Annotated in this window: 17 protein-coding genes; 11 read left to right on the forward strand and 6 right to left on the reverse strand. The window is 40.3% G+C overall.

Features of this window, described 5'->3' with window-relative positions; translation table 11 throughout:
• Window positions 1–171 precede the first annotated feature (171 nt).
• Window positions 172–2,223, reverse strand: coding sequence for a phenylacetic acid degradation bifunctional protein PaaZ (gene paaZ / locus GD597_RS11505; protein ID WP_171608006.1), 2,052 nt, complete (start codon window positions 2,221–2,223; stop codon window positions 172–174).
• A 186-nt stretch (window positions 2,224–2,409) separates the two neighbouring features.
• Here paaZ and GD597_RS11510 point away from each other — a divergent pair, with 186 nt between their 5' ends.
• Window positions 2,410–3,435 (forward strand): beta-ketoacyl-ACP synthase III, encoded by a 1,026-nt coding sequence (locus tag GD597_RS11510; protein WP_171608007.1) that lies wholly within the window; start codon window positions 2,410–2,412, stop codon window positions 3,433–3,435.
• Window positions 3,436–3,674: 239 nt separating this feature from the next.
• Here GD597_RS11510 and ggt read toward each other — a convergent pair whose 3' ends face one another.
• Window positions 3,675–5,399, reverse strand: a complete 1,725-nt coding sequence (gene ggt, locus GD597_RS11515) for a gamma-glutamyltransferase (protein WP_171608008.1) — start codon at window positions 5,397–5,399, stop codon at window positions 3,675–3,677.
• 226 nt (window positions 5,400–5,625) lie between these two features.
• Window positions 5,626–7,185, reverse strand: a complete 1,560-nt coding sequence (locus GD597_RS11520; protein ID WP_171608009.1) for an SUMF1/EgtB/PvdO family nonheme iron enzyme — start codon at window positions 7,183–7,185, stop codon at window positions 5,626–5,628.
• Window positions 7,186–7,645: 460 nt separating this feature from the next.
• Here GD597_RS11520 and porV point away from each other — a divergent pair, with 460 nt between their 5' ends.
• The 5 genes from porV (at window position 7,646) to GD597_RS11545 (ending at window position 12,385) form a co-directional block, all read left to right on the forward strand.
• The gene (porV, locus tag GD597_RS11525; RefSeq protein WP_171608010.1) at window positions 7,646–8,791 is read left to right on the forward strand and encodes a type IX secretion system outer membrane channel protein PorV; all 1,146 of its coding nucleotides are present in this window, start codon (window positions 7,646–7,648) and stop codon (window positions 8,789–8,791) included.
• Window positions 8,792–8,993: 202 nt separating this feature from the next.
• Window positions 8,994–9,515: a 2-C-methyl-D-erythritol 2,4-cyclodiphosphate synthase gene (gene ispF, locus GD597_RS11530; protein ID WP_317170306.1), complete on the forward strand. Its 522-nt coding sequence runs from the start codon at window positions 8,994–8,996 to the stop codon at window positions 9,513–9,515.
• A 28-nt stretch (window positions 9,516–9,543) separates the two neighbouring features.
• Complete coding sequence (dut, locus tag GD597_RS11535) at window positions 9,544–10,017, forward strand: dUTP diphosphatase (protein ID WP_216368573.1); 474 nt, start codon at window positions 9,544–9,546, stop codon at window positions 10,015–10,017.
• A gap of 9 nt (window positions 10,018–10,026) precedes the next feature.
• Window positions 10,027–10,851, forward strand: coding sequence for a DUF4292 domain-containing protein (locus GD597_RS11540; protein WP_171608011.1), 825 nt, complete (start codon window positions 10,027–10,029; stop codon window positions 10,849–10,851).
• A gap of 175 nt (window positions 10,852–11,026) precedes the next feature.
• Window positions 11,027–12,385: a murein hydrolase activator EnvC family protein gene (locus tag GD597_RS11545; RefSeq protein ID WP_171608012.1), complete on the forward strand. Its 1,359-nt coding sequence runs from the start codon at window positions 11,027–11,029 to the stop codon at window positions 12,383–12,385.
• Between the two features lie 213 nt (window positions 12,386–12,598).
• Here GD597_RS11545 and GD597_RS11550 read toward each other — a convergent pair whose 3' ends face one another.
• On the reverse strand, window positions 12,599–14,575 hold the full coding sequence (locus GD597_RS11550; RefSeq protein WP_171608013.1) for a DUF3857 domain-containing protein: 1,977 nt from the start codon (window positions 14,573–14,575) through the stop codon (window positions 12,599–12,601).
• 110 nt (window positions 14,576–14,685) lie between these two features.
• Between GD597_RS11550 and GD597_RS11555 the strand changes: the two genes are divergently transcribed.
• The gene (locus GD597_RS11555) at window positions 14,686–15,966 is read left to right on the forward strand and encodes a transglutaminase domain-containing protein (RefSeq protein WP_171608014.1); all 1,281 of its coding nucleotides are present in this window, start codon (window positions 14,686–14,688) and stop codon (window positions 15,964–15,966) included.
• Between the two features lie 247 nt (window positions 15,967–16,213).
• On the opposite strand, the gene rsmG is transcribed toward GD597_RS11555, so the two are convergent.
• Entirely contained in the window at window positions 16,214–16,837 is a 624-nt protein-coding gene (rsmG, locus tag GD597_RS11560; protein WP_171608015.1) for a 16S rRNA (guanine(527)-N(7))-methyltransferase RsmG, read from the reverse strand.
• Between the two features lie 35 nt (window positions 16,838–16,872).
• Window positions 16,873–18,006, reverse strand: a complete 1,134-nt coding sequence (locus tag GD597_RS11565) for a glycosyltransferase (RefSeq protein WP_171608016.1) — start codon at window positions 18,004–18,006, stop codon at window positions 16,873–16,875.
• A gap of 359 nt (window positions 18,007–18,365) precedes the next feature.
• Between GD597_RS11565 and GD597_RS11570 the strand changes: the two genes are divergently transcribed.
• The 4 genes from GD597_RS11570 (at window position 18,366) to GD597_RS11585 (ending at window position 22,802) form a co-directional block, all read left to right on the forward strand.
• Window positions 18,366–20,495, forward strand: a complete 2,130-nt coding sequence (locus tag GD597_RS11570) for a S9 family peptidase (protein ID WP_171608017.1) — start codon at window positions 18,366–18,368, stop codon at window positions 20,493–20,495.
• 83 nt (window positions 20,496–20,578) lie between these two features.
• Window positions 20,579–21,454 (forward strand): YicC/YloC family endoribonuclease, encoded by an 876-nt coding sequence (locus tag GD597_RS11575; RefSeq protein WP_171608018.1) that lies wholly within the window; start codon window positions 20,579–20,581, stop codon window positions 21,452–21,454.
• Between the two features lie 27 nt (window positions 21,455–21,481).
• The gene (locus tag GD597_RS11580) at window positions 21,482–21,946 is read left to right on the forward strand and encodes a gliding motility lipoprotein GldH (protein WP_171608019.1); all 465 of its coding nucleotides are present in this window, start codon (window positions 21,482–21,484) and stop codon (window positions 21,944–21,946) included.
• 442 nt (window positions 21,947–22,388) lie between these two features.
• Entirely contained in the window at window positions 22,389–22,802 is a 414-nt protein-coding gene (locus GD597_RS11585) for a DUF1493 family protein (RefSeq protein WP_171608020.1), read from the forward strand.
• Window positions 22,803–22,969 lie beyond the last annotated feature (167 nt).

The following is a 22,969-nucleotide window of genomic DNA, read 5'->3' on the forward strand; positions in this document are numbered from 1 at the left end:
TGTTATCTCAAAAATAGCTGAACTAAATAGCCTCGCCAAAAAAATCCAACTAATGATAATCCGTACTTTTCTCTTATGTTTTTTAAATAAAACTATACAGCCCGGTTAAGTATTTGCTTAACCGGGCTGTATGTATTGGCACTTGTATTTATGGGCGTTGTTTTTCTTGAACTACACACTTGGTTTTTTTGCTACCATGGTAAGAATGGTGCCAATGCCTATATGTTCATTGTTGGCATCTAAAATTTCTACATACCATTTTACAATGCCTTTGGCAATATCGTTTTCGTCTTTGGTTTCCTGGGCAATTTTTTCTTTGCAGGTAAACCGTACATGTATGGTAGTGCCGGCATAAACGGGTTTGGTAAAACGCATTTCGTCAATGCCATAATTTAGTAATACCGGGCATTTGGCGCTGTTTTCAACAAATAAACCAGCGGCAGCACTCATAATTAAATATCCATGCGCTACGGGGTGTTCAAATAAAGTCCCCTCAAGCGATGTATGATCCGTATGCGCATAAAAATGATCCCAGCTTAAGTTGGCAAAAGCTTTTATATCCGCATCGGTAATGGTTCTGTTACCGGTAATCAGCTGGTCGCCTACCAGTATTTCTTCAAAATATTTTCTAAAAGGATGAATGTTGTCTAACCGCCCTTTGGCGCCTTGTTGGTATACATTGGTTACTGCCGTAAGGGTGGTGGGCGAACCCTGCACCGCAACCCGCTGCATATAATGTTTTACCCCACGCACCCCACCCATTTCTTCGCCACCACCTGCACGGCCCGGGCCTCCATGCACCAATAGCGGCAATGGCGAGCCATGACCAGTACTTTCTTTGGCGCAATCGCTGTTTAAAATAAGTATGCGGCCATGATAACATCCTGCACCCAGCACATATTGTTTGGCAATGGCATCACTTGCCGTTACAATAGAAGTACATAAGGAGCCTTTTCCCATGCGGCTTAAGTGTATTGCTTCATCCATATCCGTATAGGGCATCAGGGTGGCCACGGGGCCAAATGCTTCTACCTCATGTACAGCTGTGGAATCCAAAGGCTGCTGATTTAATAATAATAGCGGACTCATAAAAGCACCTTTCTCCGCATCAGCATCAATTACAGAAACGCTATCCAGTGAACCATAAATCAGTTGCGAAGAGGCCAACAGTTTTTGTACCTGTTCCCTTACCTCATTGCGTTGTGCCTGTCCGGCCAGTGCACCCATTTTTACCTGACCATTTAAAGGGTTGCCAATGGTGGTTTGGGCCAATGCGGCAGATAAGGCCTGCTGCACTTCATCAACCCTATCCGCAGGCACAAATATGCGGCGGATAGCTGTGCATTTTTGCCCGGCTTTTGTAGTAATTTCTTTGCGCACTTCCTTTATAAAAATCTCCCATTCGGGCATTGCCGGGTTAATGTCATTACCCAAAACAATGCAGTTTAGCGAATCGGCTTCCATGGTAAATGGCACATTCTCTTTAAGTATATTGGGGTTGCTTTTAAGTAGTAAACCCGTTGACGCCGAACCAGTAAACGTAACCGTATCCTGCGAACTAAGCAGATCCAGCATATTGCCGGTACTGCCGCACAATAGTTGTAGCGCCCCTTTTGGCAAAATGCCCGAAGCATCAATTTCCCTAACCACGGCTTCCGTTAAAAAGGAAGTAATACTTGCTGGTTTAACAATCCCAGGCACACCTGCCAGCAGGTTAACCGCAATTTTTTCCAACATACCCCATACGGGGAAATTAAAGGCATTAATATGCACCGCCACCCCTTCTTTGGGCACCAATATATGCTGCCCAATAAAAGTGCCGTTCTTACTAAGCTGATGGCTTTCGCCATCCAAACAAAAACTTTCATCGGGAAATTTGCGGCGTAACGATGCATTAGCAAACAGATTACCTATGCCGCCTTCAATATCAACCCAGCTATCTGCTTTGGTAGCTCCTGTAGCATAACTAAGGGCATAAAATTTATCCAGGTGTTTTTGTAAATGCAAAGCCAGTGCACGCAGCATTAGCCCTCTTTGCTGAAATGTCATTTTACGTAGGGCCGGTGAACCGGTTGTTCGGGCATAGTGCAGAATGGCATTAAAGTCAAGCCCTTTTGTAGTGGCTATGGCAATAGGGTTTCCATTAACGGCATTTAATAAAAGCTGACCATCTCCATCACCTTCTATTCTTGTCCCCAAAATATAGTTGCCCAGTTTTTGCATAATGTTTTTTTAGTATTTCAAAGCTAACAAATGATAGCAAGAGAATCTGTATAGGAAATAAAATTTCTATATAACTAACAAAATCTTTTGTAGATAAATTCCGTTTATGAAGTGATTCTATGGATATACCTTTTTCAGGCTGTATCTTTACACCAATAGCCAATTACCTAAAACTATTGAAAAGCAATGCCAAATAACAATACAATAGCTGCTGCAATTACTTGTATGGGTGGATATGTTCCCGACTACAAATTAACCAATCAGGTACTGGAAACACTTGTACAAACAAATGATGAATGGATTACTACCAGAACAGGTATTAAGGAAAGAAGGAAGTTAACAGATACCACCAAAGCTACCAGCGATTTGGCAATTGCTGCTATCAACGAAATCTTACGCAAAAAACAGCTCGACCCCAAAGAAATAGATTGCATTATTTGTTGCACCATGACACCCGATATGCAGCTTACTGTTACCGGTGCTTTTATTGCCACCAGCATTGGTGCTATTAATGCCTGGGGCTACGATTTTACAGCTGCCTGTTGTGGCTTTTTATTTGGTTTAACCACAGCCGCCAGTTATATAGAAAGCGGCCGTTACAAAAAAATTATTGTGGTAGGCGCAGATAATATGACCAAATTTGTTGATTATACCGATCGCAATACCTGTATTCTATTTGGCGATGGTGCTGCCGCAGCATTGGTAGAACCCTGCACTGATACAACCGTAGGTATAAAGGACAGTGTGTTTCACAGCAACGGCGAAGGCCGGGCATTAATGCACCAAAAAGCAGGTGGCTCATTAAACCCCGCCACACACGAAACCGTTGAGAAAAGAGAACATTTTGCCTTTATGGATGGCAAAGCCGTGTTTAAATATGCCGTTACAGGCATGGCAGATTCCAGTAAAGCAGTGATGGCAAAAAACAATTTAACACCGGATGATATTGCATGGGTAGTTCCGCACCAGGCTAACCTGCGTATTATTGATGCAGTGGCCGCAGATATTGGTTTACCCATGGAAAAAATTATGCTGAATATTGAAGAATATGGCAATACCATTGCAGCCACTATTCCCTTATGTTTATGGCAGTACGAACCCCAGCTAAAAAAGGGCGATAATATTGTTATTGTATCTTTTGGCGGCGGTTTTACCTGGGGCGCCACCCTAATAAAATGGGCCTATAATGGTGCCGATTTTGCCGGTAAATAAAATGGGCAACCAACCCTAAAGTTATACAATCCCTGTTGCCAGTAAACAGGTAATTTTAAAATAAAGCCAGTAAAGAATTATTGGCCCTGCAGCTATACACCTATTTAGCTTCACTTGCGTCGCACACTTGTGCGCCTGTAATTTGGGGCAGCTTTCAATAGCCTGTAAACACGGTGTTTTATTATCGGTTATTCAAACTGCTTTTCTACTGGCTTTTGCTATAATGAAGTTTATTCTTACTAATAACCCGCCACACTATCATTACCACGAATGTCTGCTGCCACTTCTCTTTTGCCGTTGGGTAATATTTTAATTAATTCAGTACGGCCAATAGTGCCAATATTTCTAAGTTTATAACCCATTTTTTCCAGCGCCAGCTTTGTGCTGACAGAAAAATTATTTTCAATCATAACTTCGTCAGGCAGCCATTGGTGGTGAAATTTGGGACTATTTACGGCATCAGCCGCATTCATATTAAAGTCAATAACATTTACAATACTTTGAAACACCGATGTGGGTATGGTGGTGCCACCGGGTGTGCCCACTACCATAAATGGTTTGCCATTTTGTAATACCAATGTGGGTGTCATAGAGCTTAGCATTCTTTTGCCGGCAACAATGGCATTGGCTTCGCCGCCAACGGCGCCATACATATTGGGTACGCCTGGTTTTATGCTAAAATCGTCCATTTCATCGTTTAAAATAAATCCTGCGCCACCAACTACAGTGCGGCTACCATAACTGCCGTTTAAGGTAGTGGTTACCGCTACCATATTGCCTTCAGCATCAATAATGCTGATATGGGTAGTTTGATCACTTTCGTGAATGGTGCCTGCTTTTATCTCTTTACTTACAGAGGCTTTATTGGGGGAATAATCTTTCATTCGTTCGGCCAAATAAGCATCGCTGATAAGTGTTTCTTGCGGCACTTTCCAAAAGTCCGGGTCTCCCATATGCGTAGCCCTGTCGGCATAAGCACGGCGTTCTGCTTCAATCATCAATTGCACACTTTGCGGGGATTGAAAACCGTATGATTTTACCGGGTATTTTTCAATCATCTTTAGCATTTGGGCCAATAATATACCCCCACTGCTGGGTGGCGGAAAGCTGATGATATTGTAACCCCGGTAATTAAAACTTACAGCTTTTCTTTCTTTTGCTGTATAGTTTTTTAAATCATCCAAGGTTATAAAACCATTGCCCCGGTTCATTTCGGCTACAATTAACTGTGCGGTTTCACCTTCATAAAAACCTTTGGCGCCATTATCTTTTATCCGTTGCAGGGTGGCCGCCAGTTCTGGTTGCACCAGTGTATCGCCAGCTTTCCAGGGCTGTGCTTTTACCAATGCGGTTGGGCGGGTAGAATACTGTTGAAAATCTTTGCGGTTTTCATTAAGGCCTTCTGCTTCCTCGGCACTTATTACAAAACCATTGGCTGCAATATCTATAGCAGGTTGTATTAAAGTGGCAAAAGGTAATTTGGCATACTTGGCAGTAGCAAATAAACCAGCCACTGTACCGGGTACGCCTGCGGATAAATGGCCAGACTCAGACAAAGCATTTTGCGGGTTGCCTGCTTTATCCAGGTACATATCCCGGGTAGATTTTGCCGGGGCCATTTCCCTGTAATCTAGGGCTATTTGGGTGCCATCTTTTTTTCTGGCCATTAAAAAACCACCTCCACCAATATTACCGGCACCGGGGTAAACCACCGCAAGGGTTAACTGTGTAGCAATCATGGCATCAAAGCCATTTCCACCTTGCTGCAGAATGGCTAAACCCACTTCGCTTGCCAACGGGTGTGCACTGGCTACGCAAGCTTTATTAAATGTGGCTATTTTTACTATTTTGTAGTGATATGGATCTACCGTTTTACCTGCACCTACAATATTTTTTGACTGTTGCGCAACAACCATACTTATAAAACATGCGGATACCAATACGGAGATAAGCTTCTTATTCATACCAACAAATGTAGGCTTTTGCATTAAAATGAGTAAGGTTGTGCAGCTTTTGTAAGCAGGAAAAGCCTGGTGTGCTGCCATAATATTGGAACGTACAAGTGTGCGACGCAAGTAAAGCTGCATTGCTGCCTGCTGCCGGGCTACAAATAGTATTGCGTCTTTACAGCATGGGCAAAAAAAAATCCCGATGCCAGCACCAGGATTTTTAAATTATTTTTTTAGTTGTTTATCTTTTTTGTCTGCTCTTAGGGAAGAAATTACCATTCTTTAATTTAGAAGAAGTACCTTCTGCCGGGCCAAAGTGGCTCATGGCACAACGGAAACCTGTAGTGCTGCTGCTTTGATCTTCCTGCATAAAGCGGCGTGAGCCAGGGCTAAGCCAGTAAGCCATATCCATCCAGCTGCCACCTTTAATTACCCTTGATTTATCGTTTATTAAAGTGGTAATACCATAGCCATAGGTAACGTTACTTATAGAATCACCATCCAGATAGTTAATAGCATAGGAATGCTGGTAGTTAACACGGTTTACTATATCTGAATCGTTTTCTGGTATATATTTCAGGCGACCTAAACTATCACGCATATTACCTTGTCCGCCGCTAACATCTACTTTTGTAAATACGTTACCACGGTAAGGGTTTAAATCATCTTCTTCCAGGTTGGTTAAAGGCCTGTAAACATCGGCAACCCACTCGTTAACGTTACCACTCATATTATATACACCAAAACCATTGGCGAAGAAAGATGTAACTGGTGCAGGGATAGCTGCACGGTCGTTCAAGCCACCGGGGGTACCCATATAGTCGCCATTACCACGTTTAAAGTTGGCTAAGAAAGCACCTTGCCAGGCACCTTGTTTGGTTGAGCGCAGGTTATCGTAACCATCATTCTTCCATGCATAGATTTGTTTATTGGCAATTAATTCCTCACCTCTTTTCTTTTCAGATTTGCGGGGTTGTGGGTTTTCGCTAATATAACCGTAGGCGGCATATTCCCATTCTGCTTCTGTTGGTAAACGGTAATCGGGGAAGAGGATACCATCGGTAAAATCAACCTTTGTTCTGGGGCGGCCTTGAGCATCCAATAAAGCATTGCCTTTCTTTTTAGGCTTGCTGGGTATACCATCGTATTCGCCCATTAAATAACTTTTGGTATTAAAGTTATCCTGACCACCACCATTTAGCTCCTGTTTAATTACGTTTTTGTTCTGATAGCCTTCCTGAATTAATGCATTTTCGTTTACACGATCGGTTCTCCACACGCAAAAATCGTAAGCCTGTTTCCAGCTAACACCCACTACAGGGTAATAATTATAAGAAGGATGGCGGAAGTAAAATTCTACATAAGGTTCATTATAGGCCAGTTCGCTACGCCATACCAGTGTATCAGGGTAAGCACCACGCAAAACTGCTTCGTATTGCGGATCTGAGAAAACATTATTCAACCAGTGCAGGTATTCGCGGTAATGCACATTGGCAACTTCTGTTTTATCAATAAAGAATGAGTTAACGGTAACACGGCGGGGCGTATTATTCCAGTCGCCCATCACATCTTCCTGTGCGGCGCCCATGGTAAAAGTACCACCTTGTACAAAAACAAGGCCCGGACCAGTTTTTACATCCTTGGCTTTAAATACATAGTATCCGCCCTGGTTTTTATCGTTATAATTCCAGCCGGTAACATCAGATTTTTCGGGTTTCCTTTTAAAAATGCTGCCATTTTTACAAGAAGCGAAGCCCAGTAAGGCCGCTATAAATAAAGCGTTTCTCAGTAATTTATACATTGTGAACACCAGTTTTGCTTGATATTAAACGTAGCTATTAACAGATTATTGTATATAAACTGTTGCATTTTGCGAATATATACGATTTTAGAAACGAAACCTGCAAATGGGTGCATTTATCAGTGATAACCTAAGTAATATGGTACTGTTAAAAATCTTTTTTGGCAGCCACATACCAGAACTCATTTTTTTTCGTATAAGTATATAGCCCATCGCATTACCCTTAAAAACAGAGTAGAATTATATTTTATTTACTTTTTTGGTTTATGTTGGGTACAAAACTAAAATGTATCATATTTGCCGTAGCTTAGCAGCTATTGCTACCTACAATAACCAAAATAATAAGTGTTTATCGATCAAATATCTACTCATTAACACAGCTGAAACAAACATTGCTTTTTTTATTGTTGTAATCTTATTGTTCAGCTAATTTTACAAAAGTCAAAAAACATAAATTTCGATGATGCGACAAACATTGAGTGCAGTAGCCGTATTATTTATTACCACTATGGTAAGCAATGAAAAAGCAATTGCACAAACTACCGATCCTGTGAATATTGTAACCACTGCTGTACCTTTTTTAAGAATTTCACCTGATGCAAGGGCAGGTGGTATGGGCGATGTAGGTATTGCAACAGCCCCCGATGCCAATGCTGGTTTCTGGAACCTGGCTAAAACGCCATTTGCCAAAGGCCGTTCTGGTTTAGGTGTAACTTATACCCCCTGGTTAAAAGATATTGCACAGGATGTGTATATGGCTACTGTTTCAGGTTACCATCAGTTAGACGATGAGCAAGCCATTTCAGGTGGTATTCGTTATTTCAACCTCGGTCAAATACAATTTGTAGATTTTGCAGGTAACCCACTTAATACAAGCCGCCCCAGGGAGTTTGCATTGGATTTTGGCTACTCCAGAAAATTGGCTGATAACCTTAGTATTGGTGTGGCCTTGCGGTATATTAACTCCAATCTGGCAAATGGCAGTTTTAATGGGGTAACCTATAAAGCAGGTAATTCCATTGCGGCGGATCTTTCTTTATACCATAACGGATTGGATGATAACGGCCAGGGTTTAACCTATGGCATCAATATCTCCAACCTCGGTACAAAAATTGGTTATACCAACGATGCCAAATCAAAAGATTTTATACCCGCTAATTTTGGTGCAGGCATAGCGTACACCTGGGCAGTAGACGAAACCAGCAAGTTTAGTCTGGCACTTGATGTTAATAAATTGCTGGTACCTGCCACACCAGTTGCAACCGGCGATTATAGTACCGATTCAGCAAATATTGCCGATTACAGAACAGCCAGTATTTTTAACAGCTGGTTTAAATCATTTAGTAATAAAGCAATCACTTTTTCTGGTGGAGCAGAATATACCTATAACGATCAGTTCTCTTTAAGGGCTGGCTATTTTTACGAAGGTAAAAACCAGGGTGGCAGACGCTATTTTACTGCCGGCGTTGGGTTAAAATACAATGTTTTCGGGTTTAATTTTTCTTATCTGGCACCATCGGGTAATGGCGTTACGCGTAACCCTCTATCCAATACCCTGCGTTTTGGTATCCTGTTCGATCTGGATGCCGATGCAAGTGCCTATTAATTGGGGCGTGCCCCTTCGGGTCGGGCTATTCGCTGCAAGTCCTCGCTGCGCTGTGGGCTTTCCGCTACTATCCCTCACGCAATCATATCATCAACACTACAGAAGTATATAATTTATAAAGCGAAGGCAACACCTTCGCTTTATTTTTTTATTTTATGCTGTTTTTCAAAAGTACATTTGCAGCATTTCGTAAAAAGCGGTTATGGTGCTACTATACAGCATAACCGGCAAAACCATAAAAATGGGTATACGTATAGGCATGGGTGTAGATTTTCACCAACTGGTAGAAGGCAGGGATTTATGGATTGGCGGCGTAAAAATACCGCATACCAAAGGTGCATTAGGCCATAGCGATGCAGATGTATTGCTGCATGCCATTTGCGATGCATTGCTGGGCGCCGCCTGTTTAGGCGATATAGGCGTGCACTTCCCCGATACATCGGCTAGTTTTAAGAATATAGATAGTAAAATTTTACTGCAAAAAACCTTTGATCTTATTACTGCCGAAGGCTATAGCATCATTAATATAGATACTGCCCTTTGTTTGCAGCAGCCTAAAATAAAACCATTTGTGCCCGCCATGCAAAAAGCCATAGCAGGCATATTGGGTCTAAGGGAAAAAGATGTGTCAATAAAAGCCACCACTACCGAGCAAATGGGTTTTGTGGGCCGTGAAGAAGGTCTAATGGCATATGCTACTGTTTTGTTACAATCTGTAAACTAAGCAGTCAAGTATATTTATTAAGTTTTAGTTGCAAGTTCATTTAATTAGTTTTGCCACTGTGGATTCCATTACTGTAAACATCATTAATACGTCTGAAAATGCCTTGCCGTCTTACGCTACTGCAGGTGCGGCCGGCATGGATATAAGGGCAAATATCGATACCTCTATTGTACTGCAGCCAATGCAGCGTATGGCGGTACCTACCGGGCTTTTTATAGAACTACCAGCTGGTTACGAAGCACAAATAAGGCCACGCAGTGGTTTGGCACTTAAACAGGGTATTACCTGTTTAAACACCCCTGGTACTATTGATGCAGATTATCGTGGAGAAATTAAGGTAATATTGATTAATCTTTCTACCGAACCACAAAGCATTGAAAATGGTGATAGAATTGCACAGCTTATTGTGCAGCAGGTATCGCAGGTGCAATGGGTACAGGTAGCTCAAATAACTGAAACAGACCGTGGCACAGGAGGATTTGGACATACAGGTAAACATTAAACCTTTTACATGAAGCAAATAGCATATTGTATTGTATTTATAGCCTTTATAGCAGGCTGCCGCCCGGCAAAAAAAGTACAACGCATACAGGATGCCATGAATAAAAAAGATACTGCACAAACAGTAGTTGTGGCTCCTCAAAAAATCACCATCGATTCTTTTTCTATAGTAAAAAGCATTATTGGCAACCTGGAACAACACCGTATTGATTTTACTACGTTTTCTGCCAAAGTAAAGGTAGATTATCAGGGAAAAGAAGGTGGCGAACAAAATGCTACGGCTTATATAAGGGTTCAGAAAGACAGTATTATATGGATATCATTAACCGGTGCATTGGGTATTGAAGGTATTAGGCTTGAAGTGTTTAAAGACAGTTTTAAGCTGATGAATAAACTGGAGAAAACCTATCAGGAGAGAAGCGTAGCCTATTTACAGGAAATAACAGAAGTGCCTTTTGATTTTTATTCGCTGCAGGATTTGATTATTGGCAATCCGGTTTTTATTGACAGTAACGTGATATCCTACACGGCCCGTGAAAATGAATTACTGGTGTTAATGGTAGGCAATGTGTTTAAGCATATGATTACATTGGAAAATAAAAACTTTAATGTAGTACATAGTAAACTGGATGATATAGACCCATTACGTAACCGTACCTGCGATATCACCTACGATGGTTATGAAAATACAGCCGGCAATTATTTTTCTACCAAAAGAAGAATAACCGTAGCCGAAAAATCGAAGTTGGATATTGACCTGGAATTTAAGGGCTATACCTTTAATAAGCCGCAGGATTATCCATTTAACGTTCCTAAAAATTATAAGGTAAAGTAATAATAGCTTTATTGGAACGTTACCATAATAATAAAATACAAGGTTGTTTTGCCGGGCAATGTACAGAACGCTGCAGTGTGCGACGCAACAGGGATTAATAGCAATTCAAGGCCTGGCCAATAACGCCTTTGTACTGCGAAAAAAAATATTTTAACGGGCAAAATTATTTAAGCAAATGATTAAAAAACTTATTTTCTTTATATGCCTTAGTCTGGTGGTTGTTACTGTGCATGCACAGGAAACTAAAGAAGAAATTCAGAAAAAACAACAACAGCTTTTACAGGAGATAACCCAACTTAATCAAACCCTTAACCAGATTAAGAAAAATAAAAAGCAATCCTTAACCCAACTGGCACTGGTACAGAGAAAAATACAGGCACGCCAGGAACTGGTAAACAATATTAACAGGGATTTGCGCCGGTTGGATGATAATATTTATACCAATCAGTTACAGATTTACAGGTTAAAAAATGAGCTGGATACCCTAAAAGGTCAATATGCTAAAAGCATTGTTTTTGCCTATCAAAACCGCAGTAATTACGATTACCTGAACTTTCTTTTTTCTGCTGCTTCTTTTAACGATGCAGTTAAACGTATAGCCTATTTAAAAAGCTATCGTCAATACCGCGAAACACAGGTGAGTAATATTCAAAAAACGCAGGCTTTACTATTGCAACAAATTCAAACACTCAATTTTAATAAGGCAGAAAAAAGCACTTCGCTAAAAGAACAAAGCAAACAGCTAACGGTACTGGCAGATGACAGAAAAGAAAAAGATCTGGTAGTAAAAGAATTAAAAAACCAGGAAAATGATATTGCCGCACAGTTAAAGGATAAAGAAAGAACCCGGCAAAAACTGGCACAGGCCCTGCAAACCATTATTAAAAGGGAGATAGAAGCGGCCAAAAAGAAAGAACAGGAAAGATTGGCCAAACTAAAAAAAGACGAAGAGGAAAAGAAAAAGGTACAGGCACAATCGGGTACAACAGCTAAAACAGATAATAAAACAACTACTGATAACAGCAATGTAAAAAGTAATACGGAAGTGAGTGGTGGGGTAACCAGCCCTAAATCTAATCGCGTATATAGCCCGTTTGAATCTACTACCGAGGAAGCAAATGTATCTATCAACTTCGAAAATGGACGAGGCCGTTTGCCATGGCCAATAGATCAGGGAATGGTATCTACCCATTTTGGACCTTATCAAATACCCGATACCAAATTAAAGGGCGATATGCCAGGTGTAGAAATTTCATTACCCATTGGCGCTAACGTAAAAGCGGTAGCTGATGGAGTTGTATCTGCCGTTTTTGATATGGGCACAGGTCAGGCCATTGTAATACGCCATGGTAAATATTTTACTACCTATAGCAATATAACTAATCCGGCAGTTGAAAAAGGGCAGCAGGTAAAGGCGGGTAAAGTTCTTGGTCGCTCAGCAGCAGGTTTTAGTGGCGAAGGACAAATTATTTTTATGGTAACCAACGAAAAAAATGTGAACCTCAATCCTGAAAGCTGGCTAAAACCACGATAATTTATTTTAAATACATCACCAATACCGCTTTTGTACAAAGGCGGCATTGGTATGTAATAACACTATCAGATAACTTATTATTTTGTAGCCGGCAGCAGATAACAAATTTGGCTTTACTTGCCACGCTCGGTTCGGGGTTCTTCTTTCATGGCAGCAAAAAATATAAAAGATACAATAGGCTAGAAACTACTCAACAAATAAATATGAGTTGGCTTATTCAACCTTTTTTCGCAATACCAGTGGTTCATTAAAAAGTGAATATATTTTTTCGAAAAAATCTTTGATAGCCATATAATCCTCCTTAGCAAAAATGGCATTATTTAAATCAAAATTGTTTCGAACTACCAGTTCATTATTGCCCTTAAATATCTCTCTTGTAAAAACAATACTGCTATCTGCCATTCGTAATATTTTATTTCTAGGTAACTCATCAAGCACAAAATTATCGGGCATACTAAAATGTAAATAATTAGAAAAATGCTGGTTACTGCCAAAATCAATATCACTGTTGCGTGTACTATCCGTAAAAGGGTTTTTATGAAACATAGAAAACGTAAAAGGGTTTATAAAAAACAAATCCCCGGTATTGGTTAATGCAGAATGAAAATAAAGCTGGTGCAAAAAGGGTTCAGCTGGGTTGTCAGCATTTTTCTTTTGGGTAGAATCAATAATAATATCGGCCAGCTCCAGGCTTATAAAGTCTTTCTCCCTTTCCTGTTTCTTTTTATCATCAATTTCTTTTTCTTCTTCCATTCTTTCTGCTTTGGCATAATCTTTATAACTAAGTGCTGCTAAAGCATGCAAAACACCGGTACTATCTATTGTTCCCTCAATATTTACGGTAGTACTTATTAATGGCCTGATATCGGCAATGGTTACAAACCTGTTCTCGGTATTATCAATTATATAGCAACTACGGTTTATAATATTCATGGGGGGAATGGTATAATTAATATATTCCTGAGTGGCATCCAGTACATAGTTTTCAGTACTGTCTAGTACAAGCACATCCACCCCGTTAAACTGCCCTAAACTGGGGAAATTCATATCTATTTTACCGTTTTCTCTGGTACTTATTAATAGAGGGTAACAGGGTACATTCACTTTTTTTAATAGATTAATTAATGTGATATTTATCTCCGCACTATTCCCACTTTTTGAAGCCCAACTTTCATTAATATCTTCTGCAAATAAGGTTTGTTCTTTATCCCATTTAACCTGCTTTTTCACCAATTCAAAAACGGCATTTATTTTAGCTGTGGTAGCAGGCATTTTTTTGATGCTATCCAAGGCCTTTTCAGTTCCTTTTATATTGGTGGTAAACTGGCCCCCAAAATTGGCAGAATATAAAAGCCCCATATTATACATATTCCAGGCAATTTTTGGATCTGATACCATGGATGAGAAAAAACCTCTCCTAAAATTTACAGCAAATTCTACCCTTTGCAAATTGTCTTTTATAGAGCTCATTAAAGGCTCCATTTTAAAAGAAGGCAAATTGTGCAGATAATATCTTTTTAACACCATTTCTTTAGCCACACTTTTGCTGGTAATAGTATCCTCCTCAACAGCGGAATTAACTACAAAATGGGTGTTTATTTTGGTAGATAAAGGCGCCACCACTGTACAAACAGACAACCTGGTTGGAATCAGGTCCTGAAAAAGCCATGGCTCAGGGGTGCTGGCATATTTTCTAATTTTGGTATAGGCGTATTCTATAACGGCACCCGTTTTTAAACCTGGAAAAGTAAAACGCAAAGCATTCATACCGTTTTTGCCTTCTGCTTTATCCTGCAGGATATCTTTTTTATCAATATGGTGTTTAACTACATTATTATTGGCATCCAGCTCATACCAATACGCATCAATCTCAGTAATTTTTGAAATTTTATTTTTAGCTGAATAAGGAATAGAAATACTGGCATATGCAAAGCCACTTTGTTTGAAAATTTTTAACCGCACCCGGCGGTCATAAATAATTTTACTGTAACCAGTACTTTCATTAAAAGTAATTTCGGCCCTTTCTTCATTAATTAAAAACATGGCTGGTGCATCCTGCTCAAAATCACATTCTTTCATTTGTAACTCAGCTGCACTAACATCGCCAAATGCGGGAAGTTTTAATTGCGCTTTTCCTGGAATACTGCATATAAAAAGCACTATAGTTAATAAGGGTAGGTAGTGTTTCATAAACGGAATTATAACTAAAAATAGGAAAGTTTATTTTTATTTTCTTATCCTACATTGTTTAATTCTAATTAAAATATAGAAAGCTGGTCAACCTTTAAACACAAAGTCTAATGCCTATCTTTAATGCAGTAATGAAACGTAAACAAACCATAATTGCAGTAATGCTGCCGCTATTGCTGGCATCAAATATATACATACTTATAAACCGCAATGATGGGTATAAATACATGCCCTATACAAGCTATAATCAGTTGTATGTAACTGATGCCAGCCTGTATATTCAGGAATTGTTTTTTACGCCAGATTCCTTACAAATTACCTTATCCCAGCAACCGGAAAATAGTTCCTGCCGGCTGATGGTGGATACATTGCCCCACACCATTTTAATAAAAACGCATAATAATCAACTTGTTATTCCAATTAGTAGTGGCTTGCACCAGTATACAATTGAGTTTGCTAATAAGGGATTCAAAACCATTCGATGCACTATTGACCATGATACTTTTAAGAATCCGGTGGTGAATGAATGGCTGTATTGCAATATACCGGGCCCGGGCATCAGCCCTAATGCATTACACACCTGGCTGGATGGTGCCAAAAACTATACTACCCAATCATTGGCAGCGGCCAGGCAATTACTAATGCAAAACACCCGTACTTTTCAATACTCAAATGATAGCGCACAGCTGTTGGCCATTGCCCGGTTTTGTGCTGGTTTGTGTAATGCTGCAACAGGTGCATCAGGCGATAGTTTGGGTAGCATGGCGCCATTGGAACAAATACATTTAGCGCAACAATGCCAGGCACATATGGATTGCGGTAACTACGCTGCCATTATGCAATATTTACTGGTGGCAGCCAATTTGCCCAACCGGGTAATTACCTATCAGGGGCCGGCGGGTAACTGGCGCTATGGCGTGCATTATATGAACGAAGTTTACCTGCGTCAACAGCAGCAATGGGTATTGGTAGATGCCCTTAATAATATTTATATGCCGCATGATAGTACCCGGTTTTATAATGCGGCCGATGTAAGAAAAATAACCGCTACCAATGGGTTTTCGGGTAAATATATTTACAGCTTTTATAATGATTCACTGGTGCAGCAACCCTATTCCGTAAAACAGCAATTGCACACTTATTATAATGGCAATGGCAGCAATATTTGCTACCTGCATCCCGGCGGACCAACCACCGTTAATAGCTTTGATGCTTTTTTGGAATTTTATTCCTTTAGCCGCGATTACGATTTATACAGCGATGAACATCAAAACAACTGGGCAAAAATTATTGTAAAAGAATTGGCGGCTATGGCTTTTGTTGTGCTCTTTATTTATTTTATTGTTATTAGTTTTTTTGGCCGTTACAGCAAGGTAAAAAAACAGCCATAACAATTTTATGGGCCCGGCTACAAGGCAAAAATTGGCTTTACTTGCGTCGCACACTTGTACGGTAGAAACCTTATTGGGCAAAGCCAATGGCAATTAATTGTATGTTTAAGTAAGGAATAATAGTTGTTGTAATAATTAATTACTGCTGCCACAACGCTGTGCAGTACAAGTGAGTGACACAAGTAAAGCTGCATAGTATTACCATTGCCTGAAACCAAATAAGGTTGTTGAAAAAAGAAAGATTTTATTAGCGGCTTACATGCAGCAGGTGTTTGTCTTTAAAAGATTCTTCCCTGAAAATATTTTGTATGGCCACCATTCTTGGTCGCACATCACTTTCAAAAATTTCTACGGTTAAATCGCCGCCTTTTAAACAAATTAAGCCATTAGGCATTTCTTGCTGGCCACCTTTTTTAAGCAGGGGTTTGCTCCAGGTCCACAAATCTTTTAAAGGCGCCACGGCACGCGAAACGGCAAAGTCAAATTTTCGGGTTTTAATATCTTCGGCACGGGTATGCTGGGTGGTAACATTTTTTAGACCAATGGCTTCGGCAATACCATTTACTACTTTTAATTTTTTACCAATACTATCCACCAAAAGAAATTCAACTTCGGGGAAAAAAATAGCCAGGGGTATACCCGGGAAACCGCCGCCGGTACCAATATCAATTACCTGTGTGCCGGGGTTAAATTCAATAAAAGCAGCAATGCTTAATGAATGCAATACATGCTTTTCATACAGGCCATCCATGTCCTTTCTGGAAATAACATTAATCTTACTATTCCAATCGGTATACAAGTCCTGCAAGGCAGCAAACTGTTGCAATTGTGCAGGTGTAAAATCGGCAAAATATTTTAGCAGTATTTCCATAAAACTTGTTGATAGTGTTTATTGGGTAGAAAGCATTAATTCCAGTTTTTTGCCGGTTTTTTTAATAGTGCAGGTGCATATAACAGGTAATAGAAAAACATCCATATATCCAGCAAAATAAAATAGGGCCACAAATCGGCTTCGTTTAGTTTGTGCATGCATTTATACCAAACAATGCCTTGTATTATAAGGCGTAAGCCAAATACTGCCAGCGCCAGCCACCAGTTAAATAAAATAGCGGCGGCAATGCCTAATGGGTATACCAGCATTTGAGTTACAGAATAAAGACCCAATAAAAACTTGTGGCTGCTTTTATAATATTTGGAAGTGGTATAATGCCTGAATTTCTGGCGTTGCCAGTTATTCCATGTTTTTTGCGGATCGCTAAGGGTATGCGCATCTTTATCAATAACAATGGTGGTATTGGTGGCAGTAGCCACTTTGTTAATAAACAGGTCATCATCGCCACCGGGGATATGGTTAATAGACGAAAACCCTTTGTTATTAAAAAACAGTTCTTTTTTGTACGAAAGGTTTCTACCCACACCCATATAGGGCTGTCCGGCCAGGGCAAAAGATAAATATTGGGTGGCGCTGTGAAAAGTTTCAAAACGGATAAGCTTGTTTAGCAATCCCGGTAATTTGTGGTAGGCCCCATAACCCAATACAATTTGAATGCCCTCCCTAAAACCATGTTGCATTTTATAAATCCAGTGTTCGCTGGCGGGTACACAATCGGCATCGGATAATAATACAATTTCGTAGCGGGCGGATTTAATACCTATAGACAATGGGAATTTTTTGCCCGGGATCATTTTGGCTTCCTGCGTAAGCTCAATAGGGTTAAGGTGTTTAAACGTTTTCTTAAACTCATCCAGCAGGTATTTTGATTCGTCGCTGCTGTTATCGTTTACCACAATTACTTCGCTGGTGGTTTTGTACTCCTGCACCAGAATACCTGGCAGGTTCTTTACAATATTATCTGCCTCATCCCTGGCGCAAATGATAACACTAACCGGATATTCCTGAGATGATTGTTTAACGGGAGGCTTAAACTGTGCCAGTCTTCTAAAATAAAAAAGATAGTAATACAGCTGAATTGCTATTACTACACAAAAGCCAACAAAAAGGGTAAGTTTCCAAACATCGGATATGTATGATACATCCATAGTGGGCAAAAATAGTTAACCGGCGCCTATTTTACACTTTGAAATGGCTGCTTTTTATAAATCGGTATTTTAAAAGCTGTGAAATGTGCCGGCAGGATAGTATTTAAGCTGTTCATTTACAAGCCGGGAGTACCCAATATGTGATGGGTTTAAAGCGCTATTTTATGATTATCCACCGCTTACCGCAACAGCTATGGGTTATTATTGCCCCCCTTTTTGTTACAGTACAAGAGTGCGACGCAACGGCTGCCTGATAGCAATTCTATTGCCGGGCCCATAAATAGGTACCTATACTTTGCTGAATGATATCGCTTTTTGCTGATTTTTAACCTAAATTGCCAGCTTTAAAAATCTGGCACATGAGAAAACTTATTACTACCGTTATATTGTTGGCATGCATTGTATTAACAGCGCAGGCCCAACTAAAACCTTTAACCGCCGATCAAATGCTGAAAGGCAATACAAAGGGTATTATAGAAACACTACCCAAAGTGGGCGGCTGGAAAGATGACACCCATTATATTTTATACAAACCGCTGGACAAGGGATTTGATACAGTATTGGTGGATGCGGTAAAAGGCACCGAAACACCCTATACCGCTGTAGCAGATGCCAAAGCAAGTGTTGCCGTAAAAAACAATGATATTGTTTTTACAGCGGCCGATGGCAGTACCAAACAGCTTACTCATAATAAAGACGAAGAAAAAAATGCTACCCTATCTCCCGATGGCAGTAAAGTGGCGTTTACCCGCAATAATGATTTATATGTAATTGATATTGCCACCGATACTGAAACACGCCTTACCAGCGACGCTACAGATGTGATTTATAATGGCTGGGCCAGCTGGGTATATTTTGAAGAAATTTTAGGGCGTGCCAGTAAATACAAAGCTTTTTGGTGGAACCCCGATAGCAAACATATTGCCTTTATGCATTTTGACGATACCAAAGTGCCTATGTTCCCCCTGTATGGTGCTGATGGCCAGCATGGCTATGTAGAAAACACCCGCTATCCGCAACCGGGAGATACCAACCCGGCTGTAAAAATGGGTATTGTAGACATTAGCACCCAAAAAACCGTTTGGGCAGATTTTAATGAAAATGACGACCAGTATTTTGGCACCCCTTATTGGTCGCCGGATGGAGGTAGTTTATGGATGCAATGGATGAACCGTAATCAAAACCATTTAATTGTATATGCAGTAAACCCTGCTGATGGCAATAAAGCACCTATTTATGATGAGCAACAAAAATCCTGGGTAAGCTGGCTGGGTAATATTAATTTTCTGCAAAACAATAAAGGCTTTATTATACAAACTGATAAAAGTGGCTGGAGTCATTTATATCAATACGATATGAAAGGCAATCTGGTAAAACAAATTACCAATGGCGACTGGACAGTAAAAGACCTGCTACGCATTGATGAAGCCAAAGGACAGTTGTACTTTACGGCGCGTAAAGAAAACTCAACCAGATTTGATTTATACACCATCAAAATAGATGGCACCAAACTGCAGCGCCTTAGTTTTGGGGAGTATTCACATGCCATCAGCCTTTCTACCAATGCGTCTTATTTTATTAGTACCTATTCTAATGTAAGTACACCCACACAAATGGCTTTACTGGATACCAAAGGCAAACTAATAAAGCAATTGGCCGATAGTAAAGGCGCAGATTTTAATAATTACGCAATAGCCAAAACAGAATTATTGCGGGTAAATACCCCCGATGGCTATGCCTTACCGGTTACCATTACCTGGCCTGTAAATATGGATAGTTCCAAAAAGTACCCGGTGCTTATTAGCATATATGGCGGCCCTAATGCCGGCACGGTTTACGATGGCTGGAAAGGTGTGGGCCAAAACCAATGGTGGGCCAAAGAAGGGCTGATACAGGTGGCGATAGATCATCGTGGCTCTGGTCATTTTGGTAAACTGGGTCAGGATTTTATGTACAAAAACCTGGGCACCTGGGAGATTGCAGATTATACCGAAGTAGTAAAATGGTTAACGGCCAAGCCATTTATTGATAAAAATAAAATAGCCATCACCGGGTTTAGTTATGGCGGCTATGTTACCTGTATGGCATTAACAAAGGGTGCCGGGTACTTTACCCACGGCATTGCCGGCGGCAGTGTTACTGATTGGGCACTTTACGATTCTCACTATGCAGAACGCTTTATGGGTTTACCAAAAGATAATCCCGAAGGATATAAAAACGGTGCAGTAGCCACCTATTTAAAAAACTATACCGGCAACCTGTTGATAGTACACGGCACCATGGACGATAATGTACATATGCAAAACAGCATACAGTTAATAAGTGCACTGGAAGATGCTAAAAAACCATTTGAAATGATGTTTTATCCCGGTGGCCGCCATGGCTGGAGTAACCTGAAAGAAAAGAATGCCCACTTTAATAACGAGAAAACAAAATACTATTATCAGTACCTGCTGGAAAAGCCGGTACCTGCGGAGATTTTACAATAATCTGTACCAGAAAAGAAGGCAATAAGGGCCTTCTTTTTTTATCCTTTATATTTACGCCAAATTAAGAACCTCAAATTTCTATTATGCTATATTCAATGACCGGGTACGGACGTGCAGAACAAACCATTAACGATAAGTTTTTTTTGGTAGAAGTGCGGTCTTTAAATGGCAAGCAATACGATATTCGTTTAAATATGCCTGCCTTATTAAAGCCTTTTGAAATAGACATTAGAAGCATGTTAAACGAAGGTTTATTGCGTGGCAGTATTGAATGTACCATATCATTAAAGCAAAATGGTTCTTCCAAATCGGTAAGTATTAATACCGATATGCTAAAAGCCTATTATGCCCCGGTGGCCGAGCTGGCAAAAGAACTAAACCTGTCTACCGACAATATATTAAGCACCCTGCTAAAACTACCCGATGTGGTATCTGCTTCAACAGAAGTGTTATCCGATGAGGAGTGGGCGCAGTTTAAGCAACTATTGCAAACCGCCATCAATCTGCTGAATAAACACCGCCGCGAAGAAGGCCGCTTTACCGAGGAAGATTTAATTACCCGCATCAATAATATAGAGCAGCACCAGGCCGTTATTGCCACACTGGCACCGCAACGCCGCACCAAAATGAAAGAAGGCTTGCAAAAAGTGCTGGAAGACAATGTGGGCAAAGAAAATTACGATCCCAACCGCCTGGAGCAGGAGCTGATTTATTACATAGAAAAAATTGATATTACCGAGGAGCAGGTACGCCTTAAAAACCACCTGGATTATTTCAGGGCCATATTAGCAGAGCCGGAAATTGGCAAAGGCAAAAAGCTCTCCTTCATCATCCAGGAAATTGGCCGCGAAATAAATACCACCGGTTCAAAAGCCTACGATGCCAGCATACAAAAATCTGTGGTGTTAATGAAAGACGAGCTGGAAAAAGCCAAAGAACAAATCCTCAATATTTTATAAACAATGTACCGGTTTAATTTATTCACGTTGAAACAGTTCCTTTATATATCCTGTATTATATTGCTGGCCACCGCCTGCAATACCTTAAATGTGTACGAGCAAACAAAAGCATTCCCCACACACCAATGGGTGGCAAACGATAAACCATCTTTCACCTTTACCATTACCGATACTACCCAACGCTATAATATTTACGCCGTGCTGCGCCACGAAGATGCCTACCACTTTAACAACCTGTGGATGAATGTTAGCACCCTGGCCCCCGGCGATACGCTAAAAACACAGCAGGTGCAATTGCTGCTGGGCGATAATACCAAAGGCTGGCTGGGCAGTGCCATGGACGATATTATAGAGCATCGCATATTATTAACCCGCAACCCTGTAGCGCTAAAAAAGGGTAAATACATTTTTACCATACAGCACACCATGCGCGAAGATCCCCTGCAATACATACTCAATGCCGGCATAAGGGTAGAAAAAGTAATGCCATAGCAGGCAGCCATTATTGGCCCGGCAGCAACAAAACCCGCAGCTTTACTTGCGTCGCACTCTTGTACGGTTGGATACTTTGGGCGGCTTTACAAACAGCAACTGGTAAATATTATCAGCCCCTTTGATGATCTATGGGGCAGCGAAAAAATTAATTGGTAGCAATAGCCTTTAAAAAAGAAACTTAAAAAGCAATTTGAATAGAACAAAATACTACATTACAAAACAATAATTCGCACCCTCAACCATGTGACTGAGCGTGCGAAGCCGTACGAAATAATAACAAAACAGAACATATTACAATTTTTTATAAATTAGGTTGATGCTATAAACAATACAAAATGTATAATACTAGTTTGTTGATTATCAATAGCTTTTCATTATACAGTATAACGTCTAATAGCATAAATCCTTGCGTTGGTAGCCATTTCTTTAAACCACTTTTATGGCTGAAGTTTCTGAAATAATTGAGTTCCTAAAAGATAGAACTGGTACAGATGTCGTTAACGAAGACAGTGATATTGCAAATGACTTAGGTGTTGATGGTGATGACTATTATGAACTTCTTTCCGAATTTTCGAAAAAGTATAGCGTTGATATTTCAACTTGTTTATGGTATTTCCATTGGAGCGAAGAAGGAAGTTGGAATAGCATAGGCGGTTCATTTTTTAAATCTCCAGACAAGCGGGTTACGCATATCCCAGTTACGCCGATTATGTTAGCTGAGTTTACTAAGGTAGGAAAATGGAATTTGCAATACCCAGAACACAGTGTACCTAAAAGGCGTTATGATATTGTGATAAATCAATTCTTAATCTTAGCCTTTATTGTCTTTATTTTTTATAAATGTGTTTCATAATTAACTGCAGCCAACATTGGGTTTGCTGCAAGGCTGGCTGTACGTTGGAACAATGGGCATTTTATCGCTGTTGTGCTTCATCTGGGCTGGTCAAACATTGTTGAGCTTTTGTTTGTTAACTTGTACTTTTATATCTTTAATCAGCAGCGGTTCCGGGCGGACCAGCA

It is taken from the genome of Limnovirga soli, from assembly GCF_013106755.1.
Taxonomy (GTDB): domain Bacteria; phylum Bacteroidota; class Bacteroidia; order Chitinophagales; family Chitinophagaceae; genus Limnovirga; species Limnovirga soli.